19 protein-coding genes are annotated in these 24,486 nt (G+C 69.7%); 10 read left to right on the top strand and 9 right to left on the bottom strand.

The window, feature by feature from the left end:
* Nucleotides 1–31 precede the first annotated feature (31 nt).
* From ACFQV6_RS16405 to ACFQV6_RS16385, 5 genes are all read right to left on the bottom strand, one after another.
* Entirely contained in the window at nt 32–976 is a 945-nt protein-coding gene (locus ACFQV6_RS16405) for a hypothetical protein (RefSeq protein WP_378028343.1), read from the bottom strand.
* Nucleotides 977–1,021: 45 nt separating this feature from the next.
* Nucleotides 1,022–1,960, bottom strand: a complete 939-nt coding sequence (locus ACFQV6_RS16400; RefSeq protein WP_378028342.1) for a hypothetical protein — start codon at nt 1,958–1,960, stop codon at nt 1,022–1,024.
* Between the two features lie 152 nt (nt 1,961–2,112).
* Entirely contained in the window at nt 2,113–2,547 is a 435-nt protein-coding gene (locus ACFQV6_RS16395; protein ID WP_378028341.1) for a hypothetical protein, read from the bottom strand.
* A gap of 242 nt (nt 2,548–2,789) precedes the next feature.
* Nucleotides 2,790–4,124 (bottom strand): AI-2E family transporter, encoded by a 1,335-nt coding sequence (locus tag ACFQV6_RS16390; RefSeq protein WP_378028340.1) that lies wholly within the window; start codon nt 4,122–4,124, stop codon nt 2,790–2,792.
* Between the two features lie 206 nt (nt 4,125–4,330).
* Nucleotides 4,331–4,972, bottom strand: coding sequence for a fasciclin domain-containing protein (locus ACFQV6_RS16385; protein ID WP_378028339.1), 642 nt, complete (start codon nt 4,970–4,972; stop codon nt 4,331–4,333).
* Between the two features lie 242 nt (nt 4,973–5,214).
* Between ACFQV6_RS16385 and ACFQV6_RS16380 the strand changes: the two genes are divergently transcribed.
* Together ACFQV6_RS16380 and ACFQV6_RS16375 are read left to right on the top strand one after the other, a co-directional pair.
* Nucleotides 5,215–6,039 (top strand): DUF4397 domain-containing protein, encoded by an 825-nt coding sequence (locus ACFQV6_RS16380; RefSeq protein WP_378028338.1) that lies wholly within the window; start codon nt 5,215–5,217, stop codon nt 6,037–6,039.
* Nucleotides 6,036–6,713, top strand: a complete 678-nt coding sequence (locus ACFQV6_RS16375) for a class F sortase (protein ID WP_378028337.1) — start codon at nt 6,036–6,038, stop codon at nt 6,711–6,713. Before ACFQV6_RS16380 ends, ACFQV6_RS16375 begins: the two co-directional genes overlap by 4 nt.
* Nucleotides 6,714–6,819: 106 nt before the next feature.
* Here ACFQV6_RS16375 and ACFQV6_RS16370 read toward each other — a convergent pair whose 3' ends face one another.
* The gene (locus ACFQV6_RS16370; RefSeq protein ID WP_378028336.1) at nt 6,820–7,014 is read right to left on the bottom strand and encodes a hypothetical protein; all 195 of its coding nucleotides are present in this window, start codon (nt 7,012–7,014) and stop codon (nt 6,820–6,822) included.
* A 361-nt stretch (nt 7,015–7,375) separates the two neighbouring features.
* On the opposite strand from ACFQV6_RS16370, the gene ACFQV6_RS16365 reads away from it, so the two are divergent.
* The 7 genes from ACFQV6_RS16365 to ACFQV6_RS16335 all read left to right on the top strand — a co-directional run bounded on the left by ACFQV6_RS16365 (nt 7,376) and on the right by ACFQV6_RS16335 (nt 16,881).
* The gene (locus ACFQV6_RS16365; RefSeq protein ID WP_378028489.1) at nt 7,376–7,735 is read left to right on the top strand and encodes a response regulator; all 360 of its coding nucleotides are present in this window, start codon (nt 7,376–7,378) and stop codon (nt 7,733–7,735) included.
* Nucleotides 7,732–9,201, top strand: a complete 1,470-nt coding sequence (locus ACFQV6_RS16360) for an RAD55 family ATPase (protein ID WP_378028335.1) — start codon at nt 7,732–7,734, stop codon at nt 9,199–9,201. The genes ACFQV6_RS16365 and ACFQV6_RS16360 overlap by 4 nt, the downstream gene beginning before the upstream one ends.
* A gap of 260 nt (nt 9,202–9,461) precedes the next feature.
* A complete protein-coding gene (locus ACFQV6_RS16355) occupies nt 9,462–11,486 on the top strand; it encodes an ATP-binding protein (protein ID WP_378028334.1) in 2,025 nt (674 codons plus the stop codon).
* Between the two features lie 231 nt (nt 11,487–11,717).
* A complete protein-coding gene (locus ACFQV6_RS16350) occupies nt 11,718–12,446 on the top strand; it encodes an ABC transporter ATP-binding protein (RefSeq protein ID WP_378028333.1) in 729 nt (242 codons plus the stop codon).
* Entirely contained in the window at nt 12,443–14,956 is a 2,514-nt protein-coding gene (locus tag ACFQV6_RS16345; protein ID WP_378028332.1) for an ABC transporter permease, read from the top strand. Before ACFQV6_RS16350 ends, ACFQV6_RS16345 begins: the two co-directional genes overlap by 4 nt.
* Before the next feature lie 57 nt (nt 14,957–15,013).
* On the top strand, nt 15,014–16,249 hold the full coding sequence (locus tag ACFQV6_RS16340) for a sensor histidine kinase (RefSeq protein ID WP_378028331.1): 1,236 nt from the start codon (nt 15,014–15,016) through the stop codon (nt 16,247–16,249).
* Nucleotides 16,237–16,881, top strand: a complete 645-nt coding sequence (locus ACFQV6_RS16335; protein WP_378028330.1) for a response regulator — start codon at nt 16,237–16,239, stop codon at nt 16,879–16,881. The genes ACFQV6_RS16340 and ACFQV6_RS16335 overlap by 13 nt, the downstream gene beginning before the upstream one ends.
* Before the next feature lie 72 nt (nt 16,882–16,953).
* On the opposite strand, the gene ACFQV6_RS16330 is transcribed toward ACFQV6_RS16335, so the two are convergent.
* The 3 genes from ACFQV6_RS16330 to ACFQV6_RS16320 form a co-directional block, all read right to left on the bottom strand.
* Nucleotides 16,954–17,400, bottom strand: coding sequence for a hypothetical protein (locus tag ACFQV6_RS16330; protein ID WP_378028329.1), 447 nt, complete (start codon nt 17,398–17,400; stop codon nt 16,954–16,956).
* Between the two features lie 106 nt (nt 17,401–17,506).
* Nucleotides 17,507–17,827 carry a MerR family transcriptional regulator gene (locus tag ACFQV6_RS16325; protein ID WP_378028328.1) on the bottom strand — a complete coding sequence of 107 codons (321 nt, stop codon included), beginning with the start codon at nt 17,825–17,827 and terminating at the stop codon, nt 17,507–17,509.
* A gap of 652 nt (nt 17,828–18,479) precedes the next feature.
* Nucleotides 18,480–21,896, bottom strand: a complete 3,417-nt coding sequence (locus ACFQV6_RS16320) for a PQQ-dependent sugar dehydrogenase (RefSeq protein WP_378028327.1) — start codon at nt 21,894–21,896, stop codon at nt 18,480–18,482.
* Nucleotides 21,897–22,122: 226 nt separating this feature from the next.
* On the opposite strand from ACFQV6_RS16320, the gene ACFQV6_RS16315 reads away from it, so the two are divergent.
* Nucleotides 22,123–24,474 carry an MMPL family transporter gene (locus ACFQV6_RS16315; RefSeq protein ID WP_378028488.1) on the top strand — a complete coding sequence of 784 codons (2,352 nt, stop codon included), beginning with the start codon at nt 22,123–22,125 and terminating at the stop codon, nt 24,472–24,474.
* The last annotated feature ends 12 nt before the right edge of the window (nt 24,475–24,486 follow it).

Here is a 24,486-nt window from a genome sequence, read left to right as displayed (position 1 = left end):
GTGTCACACACCGGTCGAAGAGACCGGAGACTCAGCCCTTCAGTTCGCGCTGGCCGCGTTCCAGGGCGGCCTTCATCGCGTCGATGTAGCCGAAGACCTGGGCCGATCGCTCGTCCACGGCATCACCGAGCGCCTTGTCCCAGGCCTTCTGCTGCGCATCACGCAGTCCGGTGCTGTCGGCGCATCCGGCGTCGGCGAGCGCGAAGGTGATCTCTTTCTGACGTGCGGTCTTGCGCGGCCAGGGACCGCCCTCGGGCACCACACCACCCGGGCGCGAACCCACCGGGTAGTGGAAGTACTGCGCGTAACGCAACGCGTCCTCGGGATCGACCAGACCGGGGTGGCCGGCCTTGGCGAGACAGTCGCGCCAGGACTTGAGCTTGGCCTTCACGTCACGATCGCTTCCGTACGCCCGCTGCGCCGACTCGCCGATCTCCGTCACCGGGCTCCGGGGCCCGGACACCGCGCCGTAGACCTTGACGCGTGCCTCCTTGGTGCACCCGCCGAGCTCCTCGCCGCCGTCGCCGCTCAGCGCCTTGATGTAGCGCTGCTCGGCGGCCGGCGAGGAGAAGGTGAACTCGTCCTCCTCGTCCTCCCCGGAGGTTTCCGAGTAGCCGTACCCGACCTCCTTGGCTTCCTCCTCGGTCGGCGAGAACTGCACGGCCGGTGAGCCGAAGCTCTTCTCCGGCTTGCGAGGCGGTATCTCGGTCACGCCCTGTCCGCGCAGGCACTCCTCGCTCAGGCGTTTGACCACGTCGCGCACCTTGGGGTCGATTGCGATCGCCTCGTTGAGGACCGCCGCCGGCCCCTGCCCGGCCGGCTGAGCCGCACCGGTCGCGGCACCGCTGGCAGCCCCGGCGGCCGGGGTGTCGCCGGTGGCTCCCGCGGCGCCCGGGTTGTCGCCGCCGGAGCACGCGGCCAGGGTCAGCAACAGCCCGGCGGTTACCAGGCCGAAGTGGCGAGGACGAGTAGACATGATGGTTCCGTTCTTCAGTGGTGTGCCGCCGTGCCGCCCCTGCTGTTACGGGCGGCGGTAGGGGTCGGACTGCAGGCTCTTCGCCTTGGCGAGCGCGGTGCGGCGCATCTCGCGGTAACCGGTGTAGTTCGCCTTCTCGGCGGCGAGCACCCGATCGAGTTCGGCGCGATGCGCGGTGATGCTCGCGGACGTCAGTCCGGAGCTGCCGTTGCACCCGGCTTCGGCCACGGCCGCCGTCGTCTCCGCCTGTTCCGCGCCCTGTTCGCGGACCAGCCCGGCGATCCGCTCGCGGGAGGCGGCCGGGCTCTGCGCCGGCACTCCCGCCCGGTCCATGCACTTCTGCCAGGTGGCCAGGCGGCGGCGGTAGTCGGCGGACGCGGTGACTGTCGCGTAGGCCCGGTTGTCGAGCGACAGGGCCCACGTGTCGAGGCTCGCCCACTGCTGAAGGTCGCCGTAGAGGTAGCGGCGGGCATCGGCCAGGCAGCCGGTCGCGCTGTACTGGACGGTTCCCGTGGCGGCGTCCTCCACCCGGACCATGTCCTTGTCGTCGCCGAAGTAGGCGAGCGAGTAGGTGCGGTTCTCCTCGGGTGTCATGGCCGTTATGTATCGGCGGTTCGCGTCGTCCGCCTGTGGCTGTGGCCGGCGAAAGCGCGGGCCGATGCCGTATCCCCGCTCCCGCGCGACGGCGACGTCAGTGGTGCCGTACATCTCGGCCAGCCGCTCCTGTGGCGTGGCCTCGGCGCCCTCCGGCGCCGCGACCGCGAACGGAAAGTCGCGCGCCACCATGCATTGACCGGCCAGGACTGTCTCGGCCCAGCCGAGCATCGCCTCGTCACCGACGCCCGGGCCCGGCGCACCGGCCAGCTCGAGCTGCCGCGGCGGCGTCTCCTCGTCACCTCCGCTCGTCAGGGCGAAGGCCACCGAGGTCGCCACGATGGCGAGCGCAAGCCCGCCGGCCAGCACATATCCCCGTTTTTTGCGCATTACCGGTTCTTTTGCAAGATCATCTATTCCTGCCATCCACTCCGCAGTGAACGCATCACCCGGCGATCAGATCCGTCGCGAGCGCGTCACCCGGCCATCAGGTCCGTTGGGAACCACGCCGTGCCGCGACGTGCGCGGCACGGCGTCACGGCTCACATCGCTGTGACTGATCCGCAGCTGGACGCCCAGACGAGCGCCGAGGCCTTGTTGTTGATGGCGCTGTTGAACTGCGCGTACTGCGCACCCGCGCGCATGCACCGCGCAGCGCCCGAGCCGCCCGCCACGTCGTAGAGCTTGGTGACGTTGCTGCCGCTCGTGCTGTTCTTACCGGAGGTGGCGGTGTTGTTGATGAAGCGGTACGCCGACGGGATCGTGGCGAAGTTCCACGTGTCGTTGTAGAAACCCACGCCGGCGAACTGCTGCTCGCTGTCGTCGTGCAGGCAGGTGTAGCCGCTGGGACACGGCGCCAGGTCACCGCGGTAGATGTACGCGTCGGCGGCCATGGCCGGCTGCCCCATGGCGAGTGTGGACACCACAGCGGCCGCCGCCAGAGCGCCGACGGTCACCCCTCGTACTTTGATCTTCATGCCCATTTCTCGTTCCCCCGATCGACTCAATGGATCACAAGCGGGCTGATCATCCACGGTGGACGGTCCGGCTCGCAACCCCGTCATCGGAGCGCCGCGGTGGCACAAAGACATCGATGAACATGCACTTAAGGCAGTCGGATCATTCGATGTCCCAGGTCAGCGTGCAGCGGTTTGAGCAGCTGTGATCCACGTCACCCCGGCGGGCCGCCGGGGTTCCGGAACCTCAGTTCATCCCCGCTTCATCCTGCGGAGGGTCGCACCGAGGTACTGACCGGCGGCGGGTTCGCCGGGTCGGCCTCGCGCTGCGCGTCCTCCACCCGGTCCTCCACCTCGGCCTGATCGTCATCGGTCGGCTCGGTGCCGGGCGGCTGCCGATCCGGCGTGGGCTCACCCTCGGGGTGGTCGAGCAGATAGCGGATCGCGGTGTTCGCGACGGCCAGCAGCGGCACCGCGATCAGGCCGCCGACGATGCCGGCCAGCACGATGCCGGCCGCGATCGCCAGGATCACGGCGAGCGGGTGCAGCGCCACCGCCCGGCCCATGATCAGCGGCTGCAGGACGTGTCCCTCGAGCTGCTGCACGCCGATCACGATGGCCAGCACGATCAGCGCGCTCACCGGCCCGTTGGTGACCAGGGCCACCAGGATGGCGGCCGCGCCGGCGACGGTGGCACCGATCACCGGGATGAAGGCGCCGAGGAAGACCAGGGCAGCCAGCGGCAACGCCAGTGGTATGCCCAGGATGACCAGGCCGATCCCGATACCGAGCGCGTCGACGAAGGCCACAAGCACTGTGGCGTGCACGTAGGAGACCAGCGTGTGCCATGCGTAGTGGCCGGCGCGCGCGGTGGGCAGCCGCGCCTCACGGGGCAGCAGCCGGCACAGGAACGACCAGATCGGGCCGCCGTCGCGGAGGAAGAAGAAGAGCGTGAACAGCACCAGGAAGAACCCGGTGAGCAGCTCACCGACGGTCGTCGCGGTGCTCAGCGCACCGGAGGTCACCGCGCCCTGGTTCTCGGTGATGGCCGCCCGGGCCTGGTCGACGTACTGGTCGAGCTGCCGGTCGGTAACGTGCAGCGGGCTCTGCGCGAGCCAGGTCTGAATCTCCTGAAGACCGTCGCCGACCTGCGCCGAGAGGTTGTCGAGCTCACTGATGAAGGTCCGGATGATCAGACCGAGGCCGCCGAAGACCAGTACCAGCGCGGCGACCAGGACCATCCCGGCGGAGAGCGAGCGGTTCACGCCGCGGCGCATCAGGGCAGCGCAGGCGGGCTGGAACAGCGCGGCGAGCAGCACCGCCACCAGCACCGGGATGATCACCACCCGGAGCAGGCCGACGACCCGCAGGAACAGGTAGGCGGCGACCACGAACAGGATGAAGCGCCATGCCCACGCACCGGCCGTACGCACTGCCAGGGGCAGAACCTCACTGTCCTGCCGGGGGCCGACCACCACGACCGGCGGCGTACCGTTCCCCAGGTCCGGCCCGGCGGTGAACGGCGGCGGCGCGTTGCGGCTGGCCGCCTCAGTCAGCCTGGCCCGGGCGCGTTCCCGAACCGTCCGTGTCCATGCCATGTGTACTCCCGATGCAGGCCGCGGTCGCCCGCCGGGAGCCACCCGGCCGGACCGTCACCGCGTGACTGCCCTGCCGAAGCCCTGTTCATGCACGCTCCCCGGACAGCGTTGCGCCATTCGCGCGGAGTGCTCGGCGACCATGTGCAGACAGAGTGGCCGTGACCCGCAGATACGCGGGCCACGGCCATTCTCCAGCGGACAGTTGATCAGGGGAGGTTGATCGGGCGCAGAACGCGGTCGATGCCGTGCGCGATCTGGCGGTTGCCCTTGTTGATGTCGAACCGGTTGATGCGCGGGTTGCGGTCGCTGCGGTCGGCGTCGATCACCGAGATCCGCTTGTGCCAGCGCGGGCCGTACACATTGACCTTGATCTTCGATCCGGCGGCCGTCGCCAGTTTCGCGTTGTCGGACTTCAGCGCCGCCTTCTTGGTGATGGTGGCGCCCGGCACGACGTGGTAGAGCAGGACCGACTCGACGGTGTCGATGCCGAGGCCGGCCACCGCCGTGAACGCCTTCTTCTCACCCGGCAGCCGCTTGGTGTGCTGGATGTCCGCGACCAGCCTGCGGAACGCGAGGTCGTTCGGGATGAACGCGGTGAGCGCGGTCTTGCCGTCGGCGAGCACACCGACCGGGCTGGACGGCTTGGCCTTCAGCACGGCCTGCACCGCCGCGGTCAGGATGTCGAAGTCGTGACCGTTGCGGTCGAAGCCGCTCTTGTCCGCGGTCAGCACCGCGGCCAGCGACTTGGTCTTCAACGGCTTCTTACCGTGCGCGGCGGCCGGCGCGGCGGTGAGGGCGGAGGCGACGATGGCGGCGGTGGCCACGGCGGCGACTCGGGTGAACCTCATCTTCGGACGTCCTTTCCGGTGAAGGGATGGTGGCTCCGCTGCCACCAACCCGTACTTCGCCCGGAACGGACGCGATGGATGCAGCCAATTCTGGAAGTTTTTCCCGGCTGTTCGGGGCCATCTCGGTTATTCGTCCAAGGCCCTCGTTATGGATGCAGGACATTGCTCACATCCGATGCCGCATCCATTTCCCGGAGCCCTGTCGAAGGACCGTGCACACCGACACCCTCCGAGGAGATTCGATGCGCATCCTGCACCTTCACCGCGCGGCCGCGGTCGGCGCGATCACCCTGATCGCCCTCGGCACCACCGGCGCGCTCGCCACGTCACCCGCCTATGCGAAGGCGAACTCGCAGGTGACAGTGGTGCACGGCATTCCCGGCCAGCCGGTCGACGTCTATGTCAACGGGGAGAAGACCCTCAGCGACTTCGAGCCCGGCAAGATCGCCGGCCCGCTGAGCCTGCCGGCCGGCCAGTACGACCTGGCGCTCACCAAGCCCGGCGACGCCATCGGCGACGCGCTGCTGAAAGTCGACAACGCCGAGGTGCCGGGCGACGCGAACCTGAGCCTGGTGGCGCACCTGGGCGAGGACGGCAAGCCCGTGATCACGCCGTTCGCCAACGACACCACCAAGCTCGCCGCGGGCAAGGCCCGGCTGATCGTGCGGCACACCGCCGCCGCACCGGCGGTCGACGTCCGCGCCGGCGGAGAGCCCGTCTTCGAGGGCCTGACCAACCCCAAAGAAGCCAAGGCGGACGTGGACGCCGGAACCGTCGCCGCCGACGTGGTGCTGGCGGGTACCGACACCCGGGTGCTCGGCCCTGCCGACCTCAACCTGAAGGAGGGCACCGCCACCATCGTGTACGCGGTGGGCTCGGCCGAGGAGAAGACCCTCGACATCGTGGCGCAGACCATCAACGGGCTGCACTCCGCTCCGGGCAGCGTGCCCAGCGGCAACGGCGGCCAGGCCGACCGGGCCGTCGCACCCGGCTGGTACGGCGTGGGCGCGATCGGCATCCTGCTCGCCCTGTTCGGCCTCACCCGGCTGGCAACCGCGCGTCGATGAGCATCCGTTCTCGCGGTGGCACGCCCCGGCGTAAGCCGGGGCGTGCCCTGCTCGTCGTCGTCCTCGGTGTCGCCCTGACCACGACCTCCACGGTTGTCGCCTGCCGGTCGCAGCCCGCCGGCGACTTCGGTGCGCCGCCGGTGACCACGCCGGCCTCCTCGGCGCCCGCCCCGGCCCGCATACCTGTCACCGACGGCCGGCCCCCGGCGGAGGAGGACGGCGACAGCGCACCGGTGAAGCTGCGCATCCCCGGGCTCGACCTGGACGCGGCCGTCGACGCGGTCGGCATCGACCCGGCCACCGGTGACTTCGCCGTCCCGCCGAGCGTCGACCGGGTCGGCTGGTACCGGTTCGGGCCCGGCTACACCGCCTCGGCCGGCTCGATCGTCATCGCCGGGCACGTGGACAGCGCCGACGAGGGCAAGGGCGCGTTCTTCCGGCTCGGCTCGCTGGAGGCCGGCGACGAGGTGACGCTGACCGGTCCCGGCGGGCAGAGCCGAGCGTTCGAGGTGGTGGCCCGGGAACGGTTCCGCAAGACGGCGATCCCGGTGGAGCGGTACTTCGCCCGTGACGGCGCCGTCCAGCTCACGCTGATCACCTGCGGAGGGCCGTTCGACCCCGAGACCAGGCACTACCGCGACAACGTCGTCGTGACAGCGGTCCCCCGCTCCTGATGTTCACCACCGCGTCCCCTTGGATGTTTTCACCGGCGTATTCGTGCAGCTGGAAACGATCACGACCCCGCGGGCTGCACCCACGGGGTCGTGATCGTCGAACCGGTCAGCCGCTTCGCCGGTTCCCGTACTGGCGGGGGCTCTGCACGTTGCTGGAACGTCCGTGCTGCTGCCCCGTGGTGCCGAGAGCAGGCTTGCCCTTCGTCTTACCCTTCGCCCGGCGCGCCGCCCGGTTGGCGAAGGGCTCCGGCGACTCCTCGGTTTCCGCTTCCGATCCGTCGTCCGCGGTGGGGTCGGTCATCGATGTCTCCTTGTGCTGTTCGAGACCGGCCGTCTCGCTACCGGCCCCGAAGCGCGACTTCCGCGATACGCAGATGGTAATTCAGCCGCCGCCGGCGCGGTGGCCATGGCCTCGCCCCTGCTGCAAGCCGCGAGCGGAGCGGTAACGGCGGGAGCTGCCGCGATGATGAAGGAACGGTTGTAGCGCATGACAATTCCTCATGGGGAATGGCGAAGGGAGGTGACCCGCCCCGCCGAAGAGTTCACCTGGGCCTGCGCAGCCGGGACCAAGGAAGCAGTTTCCCATTTGTAATTTTTCATAGAGTTTATTCTGGTTGGGGGAAGTCCGTGGAGGCTTTGCCCTGGCGAGTGGATGGGCTTCGGTGGGCAGGATTCTGGTGGTCGATGATGAGCCGGATCTCCGGTTCATACTGCGGCGCATTCTCATCCGGGCAGGGCACGACGTCGTTGAGGCCGGTGACGGTGCCGCAGCTCTGACCTCGGTTGACGAGTCGCCCCCGGATCTGGTCGTGACCGACATGATGATGCCGGTGATGGGCGGCGTCGAACTCATTCGCCGGCTGCACGCCGACCCCGCGACCGCTGCCATTCCGATCCTGGCGGTCAGCGGGGACTGGCAGCTGGCGGTTGACGCCGATGCCGCTCTGGCCAAGCCCTATCAGCGTGCCGAACTGCTCATGCTGGCCGAAGGCCTGCTCCGGAAGGGACGTGAGGGGCGGTGAAACGACTGTCGACCGGGCTGGCGGACCTGGACATGATCCTCGGTGGTGGCCTGCTACCGGGGTCGACGGTGGTTCTTGCCGGGCCACCCGGGTCGGGCAAGACGATCCTCGCGCAACAGATCTGTTTCGCCAAGGCCACCGCCGAGCACAAGGCCGTCTACTACACGACCCTTTCGGAACCCCACTCCAAACTTGTCGAGCACCTGCGCGGGTTCCCGTTCTTCGAGCCCGGAGCGCTGGGATCCAGGGTTGAATACGTGCACCTGGGTGACCTGCTGCGCGATACCGCCGTCGACCTCCTCGCGCCGATGATCGACGAGGTGGTCCGTAAATCCCTCGATGACGAACCGGTCCTCATCGTCATCGACAGCACCAAGATGCTGCGGGACTTCGTCGATGGCGGCACTCTGCGGATGGCGCTCTACGACCTGACGAGCCGGGTGGCACATAGCGGTGCCGTGCTGCTGCTCCTGGGCGAGTACACCGCCGAGGAGATGCAGACGGGGGTCGAGTTCGCCGTGGCCGACGGGATCGTGCATCTGTCGCAGCAGTCCCGCGAGCCCGTCGACCGGCGCACCCTGCGGGTGGTCAAGATGCGTGGCACCACACATCTCAGCGGCGCACACACGGTGCAGATCACTGCTAACGGCTTCGAGGTGTATCCACGAGTCGAATCGTTTCTGCCCGATGACGTGCCGCCGAACGGCGGGCTGGTTCCGTCCGGGCTCCCCGGCCTGGACGCGTTGATGGGCGGCGGGATACCGCACGCCGACGCCACCCTGGTCCTCGGGCCCTCCGGCGTGGGTAAGACCATCGGCTGCCTCAACTTCCTCGCCGAGGGCCTGGCCCGCGGAGAGCGTTGCCTGTTCATCACCTTCCAGGACACTGTCGATCAGTTGGTCGACATGGCCGGCAATTTCGGCTGGGACTTCGCAGCCGCCCGCGACAGCGGCCAATTGGTGATCTCGCATGTGCCGGTCGGCAGGCTGGAGCTCGACGTCGTGGCGGCAGTGATCCGTCACCGGCTCGCCGAGGGCAGGACCAATCGGATTGTGATCGACAGTCTGGCCGAAATGGCTCATGCCGCCCGCGAGGCTGAGCGGTTCCCCGCCTACCTGCGCAGTCTTCTCGGTGTCGTCCGTGCCGCCGGCTCCTCGCTGTGGGTGTCCAGCGAGACAAGAACCTTCGGGCCGATGGAAGAGCCCTTGGTCGGGCTCATGTTCCTGTTCCACAACGTGATCCAGATCCGCTACGCCGAACACTGCGCCGAGATAGGCCGGCTCCTCAACGTCCTGAAGATGCGCAACAGCAGCCATGACAACGGCATCCACACCTGCCACATCACCGAGCGAGGCGTCACCGTCGGTGACAGACTCACCGAGGTCGACGGGATGCTCGGATGGAGCGTGCTGCGGCACTGCACACCGCCCTCCGGCGCACCTGCCGACGGGATGGATTCGCGATGACTTCCACCGGCACTGACCGGCACTGACCGCTCCCACCGCTCGCCCCCGCCATCGGTACCAACTCTCCGGCGCTGTTCACCAAGAGGCCCGAGGTCGCACGGGAACAGCATTCGCAGCTTTGACCTGTCCATTAAGCGAAGGTTGTACGGTGATCGCAGTAGCGTCGAACAACGCTCTGGGTGACCTACCCGCGTGTCGCGCCTGGGGGCGTCGACCGCTTCGTTCCACGAGCGATCTGCCTAGCGGGGGCGGTGGATGATATGGCGAGTGATACGGGAGGGCTGGCGGCGAGCGGCACGCAGACACGGCCCGCTGTCAGCGTGGAGCCGTCGCATGATGCGATCGTCGGACTCGACGGAAACGGCATGATCCGTAGCTGGAGCCCGGCTGCGACCGATCTCTACGGCTACTCACCCGTGGAGGTCCTGAACCGCAATTGGGAAGTGATCATCCCGCCTGAGCTGCGGCGGGATGAGGCGGCCATCCTGCGCTGCATCATGGCCGGCGAGGAGGTCGAGCGCCATCGCACCCGTCGAGTCCGCCAGGACGGTGCCGTCATCACGGTGTTGTCGACGATCTCACCCTTCGTCGACCAGGATGGAACGGTGATCGGCGCGATCAACGCGACCCGCTGGTTCAGCGAGTTGGACGAAGCCCGCGACCGCTTCGAGATTCGCATGGAGTGCCTGCGGGACGAAGCCGCTTACGCCTCGGACCAATTCGACGTTCACGTGGACGAGACACGGGAGCAGGCCGATCAGGCGCGCGAACGTTTCGAGGCCGGCGTCGACCGCGAGAGGGCGACGAATCAGGATGCCGCTGACCGCGTGCGAGCCCGGGTTCGCACGCCGGGTGCCCCGCCCTCGTCATACCGGGTGGACGCGGAACTGCAGCAGGCGCATGACAGTTTCGAGGCGAGGGTCGACGAGCAGCGGACTGATGCACACAACGCGGAGGAACGCTTCGAGACCTACGTCCACGAGTCACTTGACCAGGCCCGGCGCGCCCAGGAACGGTTCGAGGGGCTGGTGGACAGGGAACGCCGGCAAGCCGAGGACGCCGCGAACCGTTTCCAGGCGCGGGTGGACGGCGAGCAGGACTCGACCCGGCGCGTGAAGCATGATCTGGAGGCCAGGCTCCACCAGAGTCAGCGCTTGGAGGTGCTGGGACAACTCGCCGGCGGAGTGGCTCACGATTTCAACAACCTTCTCGCGGTGATTCTGAACTACGCCAGCTTCGTCGCCGAGGAGCTTGCCACCGTCCCGCCACCCACATCGCTCGCGGAGGCGGGACGCGACGTCGGGCAGATTCAGCGTGCGGCCGAACGCGCCGCCACTCTGACCCACCAGCTGCTGGCCTTCGCCCGGCGCGAGGTGATCAAACCACGAGTGCTCGATCTGAATGACGTGGTCACCGACATCACGCATCTGCTCGACCGGACCATCAGCGAGGATGTCGTTCTGCACACCGACCTGGAAGCCGGCCTGTGGTCGGTGCTCGCCGACGCCGGCCAGATCGAACAGGTTCTGGTCAACCTGGCAGTCAACGCACGCGACGCCATGAAGGGCGGCGGGACGCTGAGCATCGACACCGCGAACGTCCGTATCGATGCCGAACCCATTCCGGACGGATCGCTCCTGCAACAGGGCCGTTATGTTCGCTTGAGGGTCGGCGACACCGGCACCGGAATGACGGCCGACGTCATCGAACGCGTCTTCGAACCGTTCTACACGACCAAGCGTGACGGCGCCGGAACCGGCCTCGGGCTGGCCACCGTGCACGGCATCGTGACCAAGGCCGGCGGCGTGATCACCATCGATTCACAGCCGGGTTTCGGTACGACGTTCACGATCATGCTGCCGGTCACCGACGAGATCGCTGAACCCGTTGCGCAGGCCCCCCGGTTCGATCACATCAGCACCGGGCAGACCGTTCTTGTCGTGGAGGACGAGCCGGCACTCCGCGAGGTCCTGGAACGAATCTTCACGCGCCACGGCTATCACGTGGTCACCGCTGCTGACGGCGCGGAAGCGCTTGCCCTTGCCGCGGACCACGACGGCGACATACATCTGCTCGTCACCGATGTCGTGATGCCGAAAATGCGCGGCAACGAGGTCGCTGACGCGGTGCGCCGCATCAGGCCTGAGCTCAGAGTCCTGTACATCTCCGGTTACGCCCGCCCCGTCCTCGCGGCAAAAGGCACTCTCGACCGCGACGTACACCTCATCGAAAAGCCGTTCACCGCGTCAGCGATCATCGAGAAAGCCGCCCATCTCCTGAGCTGATCCGGGTTCCCGCGCGATGCGCCGGTGATCTCCGCGGCGCGGCCCGTCGTGTAGGCGGGGTAGTCATCGTCACCGAACATGTCGGCTCGGGGCATAGACATCCCTCCCATGACGAGGGCTCCGGCGTGATCCGGCACCGGCCGCCTCGCCCAGGGGTAGGGCCTGCCCTACCCCTGGAGACCATGGCTCACCGTGTGTTCCGGCGAGGCGTGATCCACAACGCTGGTCCTCATGGGAAATGCAGCGGTGGTCGACGTGATCGACCTGGTGAAGACATATCCGGGCGCCGGCGTGCGAGCGCTCGACTCGGTGTCGGTGGCGTTCGGGGCGGGCTCCTTCAACGCGGTGATGGGCCCCTCCGGCTCGGGAAAATCGACACTGCTCCAGTGCGCGGCGGGGCTGGACCGGCCGGACAGCGGACGGGTGATGCTTGCCGGTCAGGAGATCACCGGGCTGCGTGAGCCGCGGCTGACCGAGGCGCGGCGCCGACGGGTCGGGTTCGTGTTCCAGTCGTACAACCTGCTCGAATCGCTGTCGGTCTGGCACAACGTGCTCCTGCCGCAGCGGCTCGCCGGGGTCCGGCCGGACAAGGCCTGGGCGCGGGAGGTGATGCGCCGGGTCGGGCTGACCGCGCGGGAGAACGATCACCCCGGCCGGCTCTCCGGCGGTCAGCGGCAGCGGGTCGCTCTCGCCCGAGCGCTGGCCGCCCGCCCGGAGGTCATCTTCGCGGACGAACCGACCGGTGCCCTCGACCTCTCCACCGGCCGCGAGGTGCTCGGACTGCTGCGGGAGGCCGTCGACGACCTCGGTACCACCATCGTCATGGTGACCCACGACCCCGCGGCAGCCGCGTGGGCCGACCGGGTCGTGTTCCTGGCCGACGGCCGGGTCGTCAGCGAGCTGTCGTCGCCGTCGGCGGAGAAGGTCGCGGCGCAGATGATGGCGGTGAGCGCCCGATGATGCGCCTGGCCCTGGGCACGCTGCGCCGGCACCGCGGTGCGTACGCCGGCACTTTCCTCGCCTCGCTGCTCGCGATCGCGCTGCTGGGCGGCGGAGGTCTGCTGCTGTACTCGGTGCTCACCGCGAAACCGCCGGCGGACCGGTTCGCCGCAGCCGCCGTCGTCGTCTCCGGCGAGCGCGAGGTGACCGTGGAGACGGTCACCGTCAAGGACAAGAAGGACGGCAAGGACAAGGTCAAACGGAAGGTCAAGACGGAGCGGCTCAGCGGCGCGGGAACGCTGCCGGCCGACCTCGCCGGCCGCCTGCGCACGCTTCCCGGTGTCACCCTGGTGATCGCGGACGCGGCGTTCGCCGTTCAGGTCACCGACGCCACGGGACGGCCCGTGCGCGCCGCGGACGACGCGCCGGTGATCGGGCACGGCTGGTCGTCGGCGGCGCTCACGCCGTACTCCCTGGACGATGGTCGTGAGCCGGGCCGCGGCGAGGTCGTGGTGGACGCGGACCTGGCCACTCGTGCTGGGCTCGACGTCGGTGAGGCGCTGGTCCTCACGACTCGGACAGGCACACATCAGGTACGGGTGAGCGGCGTCGCGGCCCCACCCGGCCGTTCCGGGCTGCCGGCCCAGGGTGCGTTGTTCCTGGGCGACGACGAGGTGCCTGCCGTCTCGGGTCTCGGCGGTCCGACCGCCGTGGGCCTCGTGACAGCACCCGGTGCCGATATCACGGCGCTGGTCACGGCGGTCCGCGAGCGTTCTGGTGGCGCGGCCGTGCACGCCGGCGCCGACCGGGTGCGGGCCGACCTGCCCGGTGCGCTGCCGGACTACATCGGGCCGATCTCGATCTTCGGATTCGTCATCGGCATCACCTCGTTCGCCGCGGTGTTCGTGCTGACCGGCACGGTCACGCTCAGCGTGCGGCAGCGGTTGCGTGAGCTGGCGCTGCTCCGGACGATCGGTGCGACCCCGGGCCGGCTGCGTCGCCTGCTCGGCCTGGAGAGCGTTGTGCTCGCCGCCGTCGCCGCGGTGCCGGCCGCCCCGCTGGGCGTGGTCTTCGCCGAGCTGGTGGCCGCCCGGTTCCAGACCCTCGGCGCGGTGCCGGCCCAGTTCACCGTGGCGCTCAACGTGCCGGTACTGCTGCTGGCCGGGCTGGCCGGGTTGCTGGTCACGTTCGTCGCGGCGCGGATCGCCGGACGCAGGGCGGTCCGGATCGCGCCGGCCCAGGCGCTCGCTGAGACCGCCGCGGCGCCTGGCGGGGGCATCGCGGTCCGTACGGTCATCGCGCTGGTGACGGCGGCGGGCGCGGCCGGGCTACTCATCTTCGTACCGTTGGACGGGCCTCTCGGTATGGGCATGAGCTTCGTGTCCTCCGCGCTGCTGCTGTGCGCGATCGCGGCGGTCGGCCCGGCGCTGACCCGGCTGCTGACCACGCTGATCTCCCGGCCGTTCGGGCTGGCCGGGCTGATCACCCGGACGGAGAGCCGGCGGGTGGCAGCGGTCGCCGTGCCGCTGGTGCTGATGTTCGCCGTCAACGCCACGATGCTGCTCAACAGCTCCCTGCTGACCGAGCTGACCGGTGATGAGCAGGTGGCCCGTACGGCACCGGCGACAGCGCAGGTGACCGCGGACGGCGGGATGCCGCTGGCCACCGCACAGCGGATCGCCGCACTGCCGGGCGTGACGGGTGCCGCCGCGACGCTGCCGACCCGGGTGATCGTCGTGCAGGGCGGCAAGCCGGAGGATTATGCGGCGCAGGGCCTGCTCACCAGCGGCACCGATCCCGCGCTCGACCTGGCCGTGTCCGACGGAGTGCTCGGCAGCACGGGCACGTTCGCTGCCGGCGCCTACGTGGCCGAGCAGTACGGCTGGCGGCTGGGCGACGAGGTCCCGCTGTGGCTGGCCGACGGGCATCAGGCGAAGCTCCGGTTCACAGCGGTGTACGAGCGGGCTCGCGGCTTCGGCGACCTCGTGCTCCCCGCTGCTCTTGTCGCCGCGCACGACCCGAGAGGCCTCGTCGGCACGGTGGCGCTGCGGTACACCGGTGACGTCGCGGACCGCATCCACGCGGACTGGCCGGCGCTTCGGGTCGCGCCGGCCACGGCCGCTGCCGCCGCCGGTGACGCGTCGAACCAGCAGGGAGCCTGGGAGCTGATGGTGGCCATCTCGCTCGGCTTCACCGCGATCGCCGTGGTGAACACGTTCGCCATCGCCACCTCCGGCCGCCGCCGCGAGTACGCCGACCTGCGGCTGGCCGGCGCGACAAGTGGGCAACTGCACCGGCTCGCCGCCCGGGAGGCAGTGATCACGGTCGGGACCGGGTTGCTGCTCGGCGCCGCGGTCACGGGTGTCGTCGTGGGCGCGTTCAGCACGGCACAGGACGGGATCCTGCGGCTCGTCGTGGACCCGGGCACATATGTGGCGATGGCCGGCAGCGTGGCGGCGCTCGGTCTGGTCGCCGGCACGCTGCCGGCCCGGCTGCTGGTACGCCGTCGTGGCCTCGCCGTGGAAATCTGACCAGTGACGGACCGGTTGACGCCGAGCCTGCGACCGGCGCGGCTAGCATTCCCCACGATGAAGCGGATCATGGTGACGCTGCGGGCACTGGCCTATCTCGTCACCGGTCCGGTCGTCGGTCTCGCCGGGCTGCTGTGGAGCCTCGCCGCCACCGTCTCCGTCACCCTGCTCGCGCTCACCCATCTCGGCGGCCCCGCCTTTCTGGGGGCCGCCTGGGTGACCCGGACGTTCGCCGGTGCCGAACGCCGGCGTGCCGGCTGGGTGACCGGAACGCCGATCCCGTCGCCGTACGTGCCCGTACCGGCCGATGCACCGGGTCGCCGGGTCACCGCGATCGCCGCACAGCCGGCCACCTGGCGGGACCTGGCATGGCTGGTGCTCATGTTCCCGCTCGGCCTGGCCGGTGGCATCACAGCGATCGTCGTCACCGTCGTCGACCTCGGCGCGATCACCGCCCCCGCATGGGCGTGGGCGGTACCCAACCCGCACGCGCCGTTCCCGGTCCGGCCGCTGATGACGACCGTGCCGGGCCGGTTCGGCCTGATAGCGATCGGGCTCGCGCTCGCGCCGGTGGTCGCCTGGGTGTTACGCCGGCTCGCCACTGGCCAGACCCGGCTGGCCGGAGCCCTGCTCGCACCGGGCGAACACAGCCGGCTGGTCGAGCAGACGGTACGGCTGTCCAGGACCAGGGAGCGGGTAGTCGACGCGCAGGCCGCCGAACTTCGCCGCATCGAGCGCGACCTGCACGACGGGGCGCAGGCCCGGATCGTCGCCGCCGGCATGACGCTCGCCCTGGCCGCGCGCAAGCTACGCACCGGCGACGGCAGCAACGCCCGCGACGACGTCGAGTCGGCCCGCCGGCAACTCGACGACGCGCTCGCCGAACTGCGCCGCCTGGTTCGGGGAATCCACCCGCCGATCCTCACCGACCGCGGACTGTACGCCGCGCTCGCCGCCCTGGCCGGGGACAGCGCGCTCACCGTCGAGCTCAACGGTGACCCGGACGCGCGCTACCCCGCCGCGGTCGAGTCGGCGGCGTACTTCGTCGTGGCTGAGGGCCTCGCCAACGCCGGCAAGCATGCCGACGCCACCACGTGTGTCGTCGACATCGTCCGCGCGGGTGGCAGCGTCCGAGTCACACTCACCGACGACGGCCGGGGCGGCGCCGACCCGGCCGGCTCGGGCATCGACGGTTTACGCCGCCGGGTCGAGGCCCTCGACGGCCGGCTCACCCTCACCAGTCCGGCCGGCGGGCCGACCGTCCTGCATACGGAGCTGCCATGCGCATCGTGATCGCCGAAGACCTGCTCCTGCTGCGTGAAGGCATGGTGCGGCTGCTGACCGATACCGGTCACACCGTCGTCGCCGCCGTCGACTCCGCGGACGCGTTGATCGCCGCGGTCACCGAGCACCGGCCCGACCTGTCGATCGTCGACGTACGGCTGCCGCCGGGTTTCCGCGACGAGGGCCTGCGGGCCGCGCTGCACCTGCGTGCCGCCGACCCGTCCACCAGGGTGCTCATCGTCTCGCAGTACGTCGAACGCGCCTATGCCGCGGAGTTGCTCGCCGACGGCGGGGGCAGCGTCGGCTACCTGCTCAAGGACCGCGTGACAGCCCTCGACGACTTCCTCGACGCCGTCGAACGGGTTGCCGCCGGCGGCACCGTCATGGACCCCGAGGTGGTGCGGCAGTTGTTCACCCGTAACAGTCGCAATCACGGGATCGGCGGCCTCACGCCACGCGAGCGGGAGGTGCTCGGACTGATGGCGCAGGGTCTGTCCAACTCGGCCATCTGCGCGGCGCTGGTCCTGGCCCCGGTCTCTGTCGAGAAGCACATCACCAACATCTTCGCCAAACTCGACCTCCCACCCGCGGACGACGCACACCGGCGGGTCCGTGCGGTCCTGACCTACCTCAACGCCTGACGCGCTTCGCTTCCGCACAGCCCTACCCAGGTCGGACTCGACCATTGCTCGAACAGGCCGCGGGGGTGGGCCTCAACCGGTGACCGGAAGTCTGGGGCGCGCGGTGCCGTCTCCCGGCCGGTGGGTGCTGCTTCCCGGCTCGCGGGTGCTGGTTCCCGACTGGCGGCAGGTTTGCAGCAGGTCCGCCGTCGCGGTGCGCCACGCCTGGTCGCCGCCGTCGGCGCTGCGTCCCATCGCCGTGGCACTCGCCGATATCGCCGCGCTGTCGCTGCGCCGCGCCCACCGCTCCACCCGGTCGGCCAGCTGCAACCGCGCCGGCGTGTCGGTGGCCCGCCGCCAGCCCGACTCGAACTCCGCGCAGGCCTGACGACCGCTCGGGTCCGGCCCGGCCGCGAAACCCCCGGCGGGCTCGGCCGCGATCGAGGACCGCTGATCACATCCGGCCACCGCCGACAACGGCAGGGTCAGCACAAGGGCGGCGGCACCGCGACGCCACCAGCAGCCAGTCATCATGCCCATGGCCTCGCCAATACCCCCCGGAAGCCTCAGAGCCCCCGAAGTCACCCGGCCGAGGAGGGACCCGGGTACGAGAAACGGTCCCTCTCACGGTGGAGAAGGACCGAGGTCAGGCAGCGTCCGTGTGCCGTTGGTGCTGGTGCTGGTGTTGGTGTTGGAGGGCCTGTTCGAGTTGATCCTCAAGGATGATGATCCGGCAGGCGGCTTCGAGAGCGATGCCCTGGCCGACCATCTCCCGAGCCCGCGCGGCGAGGCGCAACTGGTACCGGGAGTAACGCCGATGCCCGCCGGCGGAGCGGAACGGGAAGATCAGTTTCGCCTCGTCGAGCCGGCGCAGGAAGTCCTGCGAGGCGCCGGTGATCTCCGCGGCGCGGCCCATCGTGTAGGCGGGATAGTTCTCGTCGTCGAGCATGTCGTCGGGTTGGGCCATCCATACACCTCTCCATGACGAGGGCCCCGGCACGGAAGCGCCGGGGCCCAGGGTTACGGGTTTACAACACCATCTACCGACAGGTTCGTCGGCTTGCCTTTTCCGCACCTGCCACCATTCGCGGCTTGCGGTGCGAGGATCGCATAAGCGTGACCGGAGACCACCTCACGTTCGATGGAGACTGCGGTGTCCACCCCTCAGAACTCGAGTTTCCGTCCTGGTGGCGGGCGATCCAACGGTGCTCGGCCCTCCCTTTCCTCTGCTTCCTAATTTCTGTACTGCTGTCCTACTACCTGCCGGTGTCGGAGCCCCACGCAAACTTCACGGCCCCGCACACGTACGGCAAACTTTTGCATCAAGCCGGGCCCCGAACTTGCATCAGCCCTGCCTGCGTCTGCCCTGACCTGGAATTACGTCAAGGTCTTGTCGTGCACATACCTTGCTCAACTACGTGCGGTGATGCTGTCTCACCGCGGTGCCGAGCGAGCCACGAGAGATCCGGGCCCTGCTTGACGCTCGGCTTGCCTGATTCGGCTTGGTTCGTCTGCGTCTTCAACGACTTCTGTTGTCAACGAGAGAAACACTATCAGCCTCGCCAAGAATGTCTAGTCTCTACGGCATAGATTTTCTCGGCAGCACCACCGGCTTCGACCTACGAGGCGTAGATCGAGTACTTCGCGCTCCAGCGGGTGGACGTGCCGAACGAGGACGGCCACGTGCCGAATGCCCGCGCCTGGCTCCAGGCGCCCTGGTTGGCGCTGCCGCTGTCGAAGCTCATGTTGTTGTCGCCGTTGGTGTTGTACATGAGCCAGTACGCCGTGTTCGGCGCCAGCGAGGCGCTGACCGGCCGGCTGTTCCACGAGTTGGCGGTCAGGGTGCCGGAGGTGCTCGACGCCACGAGCGTGCCCGGCGAGCCGTCGACGTCGGTGAATATCGCCACCTGGTACTGGTTGGCCGGCGCGGTCTGCACCGTCTTGAGGTGTACGGAGATCTGGCTGACCGTGAGCGCGGTGGCGCCGTTGACGAACCGCGAGCCGTTCATGAAGTTCATGGCGCCGGAGTCCAGCGAGCCGCCCACCTGGTCGTATCCGAACCGCGGGGCGCTCGGGTCGGTCGTACTGAAGGAGAATTGGTGGTTGGCCGCGAGCGCGTTGCCCGCCGCGTCGGTCACGCCCGTCCGGACGGTCACCGTGTACTGGGTCGAGGCGGCCAGCGCCGCGGCTGGGGTGATCGTCGCCGTTTGGGTGGCCGCGTCGTAGGCGACGGTCCGGTTGACCAGCGTGCCGCCCGGGCCGCGGAGTTCCAGGTTCGCCGGCGTGATCGTGCCCGCCGCCATGCCCTCGCTGAACCGGACGGTGATCGGTGCGTTCAGTGCCACTCCGCCGGCGCCTCCGGCCGGGGTGGTCGAGGCCACCGTCGGCGCGCCGGTGTCCGCGCCCGTGGTCGCGTAGATGGAGAACTTCGCGTTCCACCGGCTGGACGTGCCGAACGTCGCCGGCCAGGTGCCGAACGGCGTGGAGCCGCTCCATGCGCCCTGGTCGGCCGTACCGGTGTCGTAGCTCATGTTGTTGTCGCCGTTGCTGTTGTACATCAGCCAATACGCAGTGCCGGCGTCCAGCGCCGCGGTGATCGGCAGGGTGTTCCACGAGTTGGCGGTCAGCGTGCCCGACGAGCTGGTGGCCACCCGGGCGCCGGGCGAACCGTTCGCGTCGGCGTAGACGGCGAGCTGGTATTGGTTGTTCGGCGCCGCAAGCACGGCCTTCATGTACACCGACATGGAGGTGACCGTCGCCGGGGCGGACCCGGTGACGAACCGCGAGCCGTTCATGTGGTTCGCGGCGCCGGCGTCCAGCGACGTCCCGGCCTGGGTGTAGCCGATCCGCTGCGGCGCCGGTGCGGTCGTGTAGGTCGCGGTGTAGGTGGTCGCCGCCGTGGGCGCGGTGATGACGTGGGTCTGCGCCCCACCGTCGGACCACGACGCGAACGTCGAGGACCCCTGCGACGGCGCGGACACCGAGTTGGTCGAGCCCTGGATCACCGTACGCGTGAACGGCGTTGTTCCCGACGATGAGCCGACGGTGAGCTGGAGTCCGGACGGCACCGAGTTGAAGGTCAGGTCTGCCGTCTTCGGGTCCAGCCGGCGCGTCACGACGTGCGTCAGGCCCTCCTGGTCGGTGGCCACCAACTTGAGCTCCAGATAGGACGGGAACTCGTGGTCGGGCGCCTCGAACGACCCGGAGGCCACGCCGGTCCAGCTGCGGATCGCGTGCTCGTGGCAGTTCTCCGGCGCGGAGCAGTGGTGCATGACCAGGTCCCAGTTGAGGCGGGACGCGGGAAGGGTGCCCTGCTGCGGGTCGGTGGCGTGGCCGGTGAAGCCGATCGTGTCGCCGACCTTCCAGGTCGTTCCCACGCCCGGGGTGTCGATCACCGCGGTCGGCGCCTCGTTGCCCGGCGTGATGCTGATCGTGCTGGTGTGTGTCGCGTTCAGCGTGTCGGTCACCGTGAGCCGCGCCGTGTACGAGCCGGCCGTGTTGTAGGTGAACGACGCCGTCGGCGAGGTGGAGTCGGTCACCCCGTCGCTGGTGAAGTCCCAGGCGTAGCGCAGGCGACCCTCGTCGGCCGGATCGGGATCGGTGGAGCCGGTGCCGTTGAACGTCACGGTCAGCGGCGCCGGGCCCTGCGTCGGCGACGCGTCGATGACCGCGCTCGGCGGCTGGTTGCCCGGGAAGTAGCGCACCCGGCGGATGGTGCCGCCCAGGTCGGCGTAGTAGAGCTCGCCACCGGGGCCGACCTCGAGGTCGACCGGGCTGGCGGCGTCGGAGACGAACGTCTGCAGGTTGGCCGCGTTGGGCAGGCCACCGGGCGTGGACGGCAACGACGCCCAGATGCACCGGCGCGAGTAGTCGGCGAAGAAGACCGCGCCGTTGTACGCGGCCGGGTAGGGACCACCGGCTGTCGGGTAGAACGCCACGCCTGTCGACGACGAGCTGCCGCTCGGGCAGGCCTCACCGGGGACGAGCTTGCCGGCGTGGTTCCACGCGACGAACGGCGCGGTGTGCGTACCCGCCGGCTCGGTGTAGAGGCTTTCGCAGATCGGCAGGTTGGCGCTGTCGTACCCCGGCTGCCTGGCGTTGCCCTCCCAGCACGGCCAGCCGAAGTTGGTCACGCCAGCGGTGGGATCGACCACCCGGTTGACCTCTTCCCAGGTGGTCCACCCGGTGTCGGAGATCCAGGTCTCGTTGGTGCCCGGCCGCATGGTGATCCGGTACGGGTTGCGCAGGCCGTTGGCGACGATCCGGCGGGTGTTCGGGTCGGTGGAACCGATGTTCGGGTTGCCGGCCGCCGCCGCCCCGGTAACCGGGTCGAGCCGCAGCAGCGTGCCGTCCAACTGGGTCTCGTCGGCCGGGGTACGGATGTCCTGCGCTCGCAGCGCCCCGCCCTCACTGGCCGGGTCGGCGCACGGGTTGGTCGGCGCCCCGGAGGGGAACTGGCCGTAGTCGACAGCGCTGAAGCTCGCGCCGTCACCGGCGGCGACGTAGAGCATCCCGTCGGCACCGAAGGTGATGTCACCGATGGAGTGGCTCGGGAACTGCTGGCACCAGTCGTGCAGCAGCACCTGCTCGCTGCCGGTCATCGTGTTGCCGGCGGCCTGCAGCCGGGAGAGCCGGCCGGTGACCACGCAGCGCCCGTCGTTCGCGTTGGCACACACGTCGTTCCAGACCGGGGCGGTCCGGCCGGGCGGCGCGTCGTAGGTGTACAGCACGTAGACGTACGGGTTGGCGGGGAAGTTCGGCGCCAGCACCATGCCGAGCAGGCCCCGGTCCCACTGGTTGTGCACGTTGGCCGACAGATCGGCGAACACTGTCGGGGTCGTGTCGGCCAGGTCGTCGAAGACCTTGATCCGGCCGCCCTTCTCGGCGACGAAGATGCGCCCGTCCGGCGCGAACTCCAGATCGACCGGCGAGCTGAGGCCGCTGAAGACGATCTGCTCCTGGAAACCGCTCGGCAGCGCCACCGCGGTCGCCGGTGGCGAGCCGACGAACGACGACATCACGAACACGGTCACCATGGCAACAAACACACTGAAAGTACGCCGAAGCACGGGCATTCCCTCCCCCGTCGCGGAATCCCGAGCCACCCCGGATCCGCAAATCCTAAGTAGACGGCTGCTTCCCCGGCCGTCGGCTGTCCGACTCGACCGCCCGCCGACCGGTCAGAACTGGCCGTACGTCCGGGGGATGCACGTCGATAGGTGACTGGCGTTCCACACGCGAGGGTGCTTGCATGCCCCGGTGATGCTCAGTGCGCTCGGCCGTTCGTGTGCCCGCCGGCGGTGGCCGATTCTCGGCGCCTGGCTCGTCCTGGTCGTCGCCGGGCTGGTCCTGGGCGGCCAGGTCTTCGACCGGCTCACCACCACCGGCAGCCTGCGGCCGGACGCCGAGTCGCAGCTCGCGGACCGGCGGGTCGGCCAGTTGCAGCCCGAGGGCCCGGTGGTGGTCGCCGTCGTCGGTGGGCGCGACGTGTTCGACCAGGCGCTTGTCGCCGACGTCGCAGCGGTCACCGGCGAGATCCGCGACATGGACGGCGTCACGGAGGTCGAGGACCTGTACGGCGCGCCGGGCGGGCGGATCGGCGCCGACAACCGGCGTTCGTTGATCCGGGTCGAGCTGGATCAAGGCTTGCCGGACGACCGCCGCGAGCAGGTCGAGGACGCGGTCGCCGACGCGCTGCACGGTATCGACGCACCCGAGGTGCTGGTCGGCGGCGAGAAGTTGGCGGAACGCGCGTTCGCCGACGAGGCGATGGCGGACGCGGCTATCGGCGAATCGGTCGCGGTCGTCGTCCTGCTGGTCGTGCTGGTGCTGATCCTCGGCGGTTTCGTGGCCGGCATGATCCCGCTCGCCGCCGCGCTGGCCACCGTGTCGGTCACGCTGCTCGGACTGCTCGGACTGACCGCGCTCACCGGGGTCAGCCAGTTCACCGTCAACGTGGTCACCCTGCTCGGCATCGGGCTCGCCGTCGACTACGCGCTGCTGGTGCTGGCCCGGTTCCGCGAGGAGCGCGACGCCGATCCCGGCACTCCGATCGCGGACCTGGTCGCCCGTACCACCGCGACCGCCGGCCGCACCGTACTGATCTCCGGGCTCGCCGTGGCCGCTTCGATGTTCGGCCTGTCCGCGTTCGCCGAACCGCTGCTCGGCGCGATGGCACTCGGTGGAGCGGTAGCGGTGCTGCTGGCCACCGTGGCCGGCCTGACCGCCGTGCCCGCCCTGATCGCCGTCGCGCACCGCCGCATCCCGGGTCCCCGCGACTCCACCCGGATCCTCTCGTTCCGCCGTGCGGTCGCGGACGCGCTGCCCCGCCGCGACTCCACCCGGATCCTCGCGTCCCGCCGCGCGGTCGCGGACGCGCTGCCCCGCCGCGCCGAACCCGGTCCGGGCCTGCTCGCGCGCCTCGCCGTATTCGCGCAGGGCCGTCCGGGGCCGGTCGCGCTCGCCGTCACGGCCGCTCTGCTCGTGCTGTCGCTGCCGTTCCTGCTCGCGGTCAACCTCGAGAACTCCGGCGCCCACGCCCTGCCCGCCTCGGCCGAGGCCCGCAAGCTCCAGGAGGCGGTGCAGCGCGACTTCAACGGCGGCCAGGCAGACCCGATCGTCGTAGTCGTCGACGCGGCCCCCTCCGCCCGCGACTTCATGAACGCGCTCAACACCCTGGACGGTGTGCTGCGGGTGCAACCGCGCCCCGACATCGCCGCGCCGGCGGCCGTCATCGACGTGACACCGGAGGGTGAGACCGCCGGCCAGACCTCCCGCGACGTCGTACGCGCCATCCGGGCGCTCGACCCGCCGTTCCCGGTACTCGTCGGCGGCGCCGCCGCGGAACTGGTCGACTACCGCGACTCGGTGGCCGGCCGGTTCCCGATCGCCCTGCTGGTCGTCATGCTGTCCACCGCGGTGCTGCTCTTCGTGCTGACCGGCTCGCTGGTGATACCGGTCAAGGCGCTGCTGATGAACGCCCTCACCCTGCTGGCCACACTCGGCTTGCTGGTCGTCGTGTTCCAGTGGGGCATCGGCGACACGCTGCTCGGCTTCGACTCGTGGGGCGCGATCGACGTCACAACGCCCGTCCTGCTGTTCGTGTTCATCTTCGGGCTCTCGATGGACTACGAGGTGTTCCTGCTGGCCCGGATCAAGGAGGAGTGGGACCGGCGCGACCCCACCCACCCCTCCACCTCGGCCGGCAACCGAGCCGTCCGCATCGGCATCGAGAAGTCCGGCCCGGTGGTCACCGCCGCCGCCCTGTGCATCGGCGTGGTGTTCCTCGGCTTCCTGCTCGGCGACCTGATCGCGGTCAAGGAGATCGGCTTCGCGATGGCGGTAGCCCTGCTCCTCGACGTCACGGTCGTCCGCGGCCTGCTTCTACCGGCCCTGATGAGCCTGCTCGGCGAGTGGAACTGGTGGGCACCGGCACCCCTGCACCGCCTCCACGAGCGCTGGTTCGCACCACAAACCGGCGCCCTGGAGCGGGCGGCCACGCGAATCCCGGCCATCCCCACGCCGGTCATCTCCACGCCGGTCAACGAGCACGCATCAGCGGGGGCGAGCCGGACCCGGCAAGATGAGCCGTCCGGGCCCTCAACGGGCCAGTAGCAATACGCCTGT

The sequence above is a fragment of the Actinoplanes sp. GCM10030250 genome, assembly GCF_042666575.1.
Taxonomy (GTDB): Bacteria; Actinomycetota; Actinomycetes; order Mycobacteriales; family Micromonosporaceae; genus Actinoplanes.
Note: the sequence above shows the minus strand (reverse complement) of the source record. Positions and strands in the feature narration are given on the sequence as shown.

Coding starts and splice junctions, on each gene's coding strand:
- ACFQV6_RS16405 (WP_378028343.1), bottom strand. CDS start 976: ATGTCTACTCGTCCTCGCCACTTCGGCCTGGTAACCGCCGGGCTGTTG.
- ACFQV6_RS16400 (WP_378028342.1), bottom strand. CDS start 1,960: ATGCGCAAAAAACGGGGATATGTGCTGGCCGGCGGGCTTGCGCTCGCC.
- ACFQV6_RS16395 (WP_378028341.1), bottom strand. CDS start 2,547: ATGAAGATCAAAGTACGAGGGGTGACCGTCGGCGCTCTGGCGGCGGCC.
- ACFQV6_RS16390 (WP_378028340.1), bottom strand. CDS start 4,124: ATGGCATGGACACGGACGGTTCGGGAACGCGCCCGGGCCAGGCTGACT.
- ACFQV6_RS16385 (WP_378028339.1), bottom strand. CDS start 4,972: ATGAGGTTCACCCGAGTCGCCGCCGTGGCCACCGCCGCCATCGTCGCC.
- ACFQV6_RS16380 (WP_378028338.1), top strand. CDS start 5,215: ATGCGCATCCTGCACCTTCACCGCGCGGCCGCGGTCGGCGCGATCACC.
- ACFQV6_RS16375 (WP_378028337.1), top strand. CDS start 6,036: ATGAGCATCCGTTCTCGCGGTGGCACGCCCCGGCGTAAGCCGGGGCGT.
- ACFQV6_RS16370 (WP_378028336.1), bottom strand. CDS start 7,014: ATGACCGACCCCACCGCGGACGACGGATCGGAAGCGGAAACCGAGGAG.
- ACFQV6_RS16355 (WP_378028334.1), top strand. CDS start 9,462: ATGGCGAGTGATACGGGAGGGCTGGCGGCGAGCGGCACGCAGACACGG.
- ACFQV6_RS16350 (WP_378028333.1), top strand. CDS start 11,718: ATGGGAAATGCAGCGGTGGTCGACGTGATCGACCTGGTGAAGACATAT.
- ACFQV6_RS16345 (WP_378028332.1), top strand. CDS start 12,443: ATGATGCGCCTGGCCCTGGGCACGCTGCGCCGGCACCGCGGTGCGTAC.
- ACFQV6_RS16340 (WP_378028331.1), top strand. CDS start 15,014: ATGAAGCGGATCATGGTGACGCTGCGGGCACTGGCCTATCTCGTCACC.
- ACFQV6_RS16335 (WP_378028330.1), top strand. CDS start 16,237: ATGCGCATCGTGATCGCCGAAGACCTGCTCCTGCTGCGTGAAGGCATG.
- ACFQV6_RS16330 (WP_378028329.1), bottom strand. CDS start 17,400: ATGGGCATGATGACTGGCTGCTGGTGGCGTCGCGGTGCCGCCGCCCTT.
- ACFQV6_RS16325 (WP_378028328.1), bottom strand. CDS start 17,827: ATGGCCCAACCCGACGACATGCTCGACGACGAGAACTATCCCGCCTAC.
- ACFQV6_RS16320 (WP_378028327.1), bottom strand. CDS start 21,896: ATGGTGACCGTGTTCGTGATGTCGTCGTTCGTCGGCTCGCCACCGGCG.
- ACFQV6_RS16315 (WP_378028488.1), top strand. CDS start 22,123: ATGCTCAGTGCGCTCGGCCGTTCGTGTGCCCGCCGGCGGTGGCCGATT.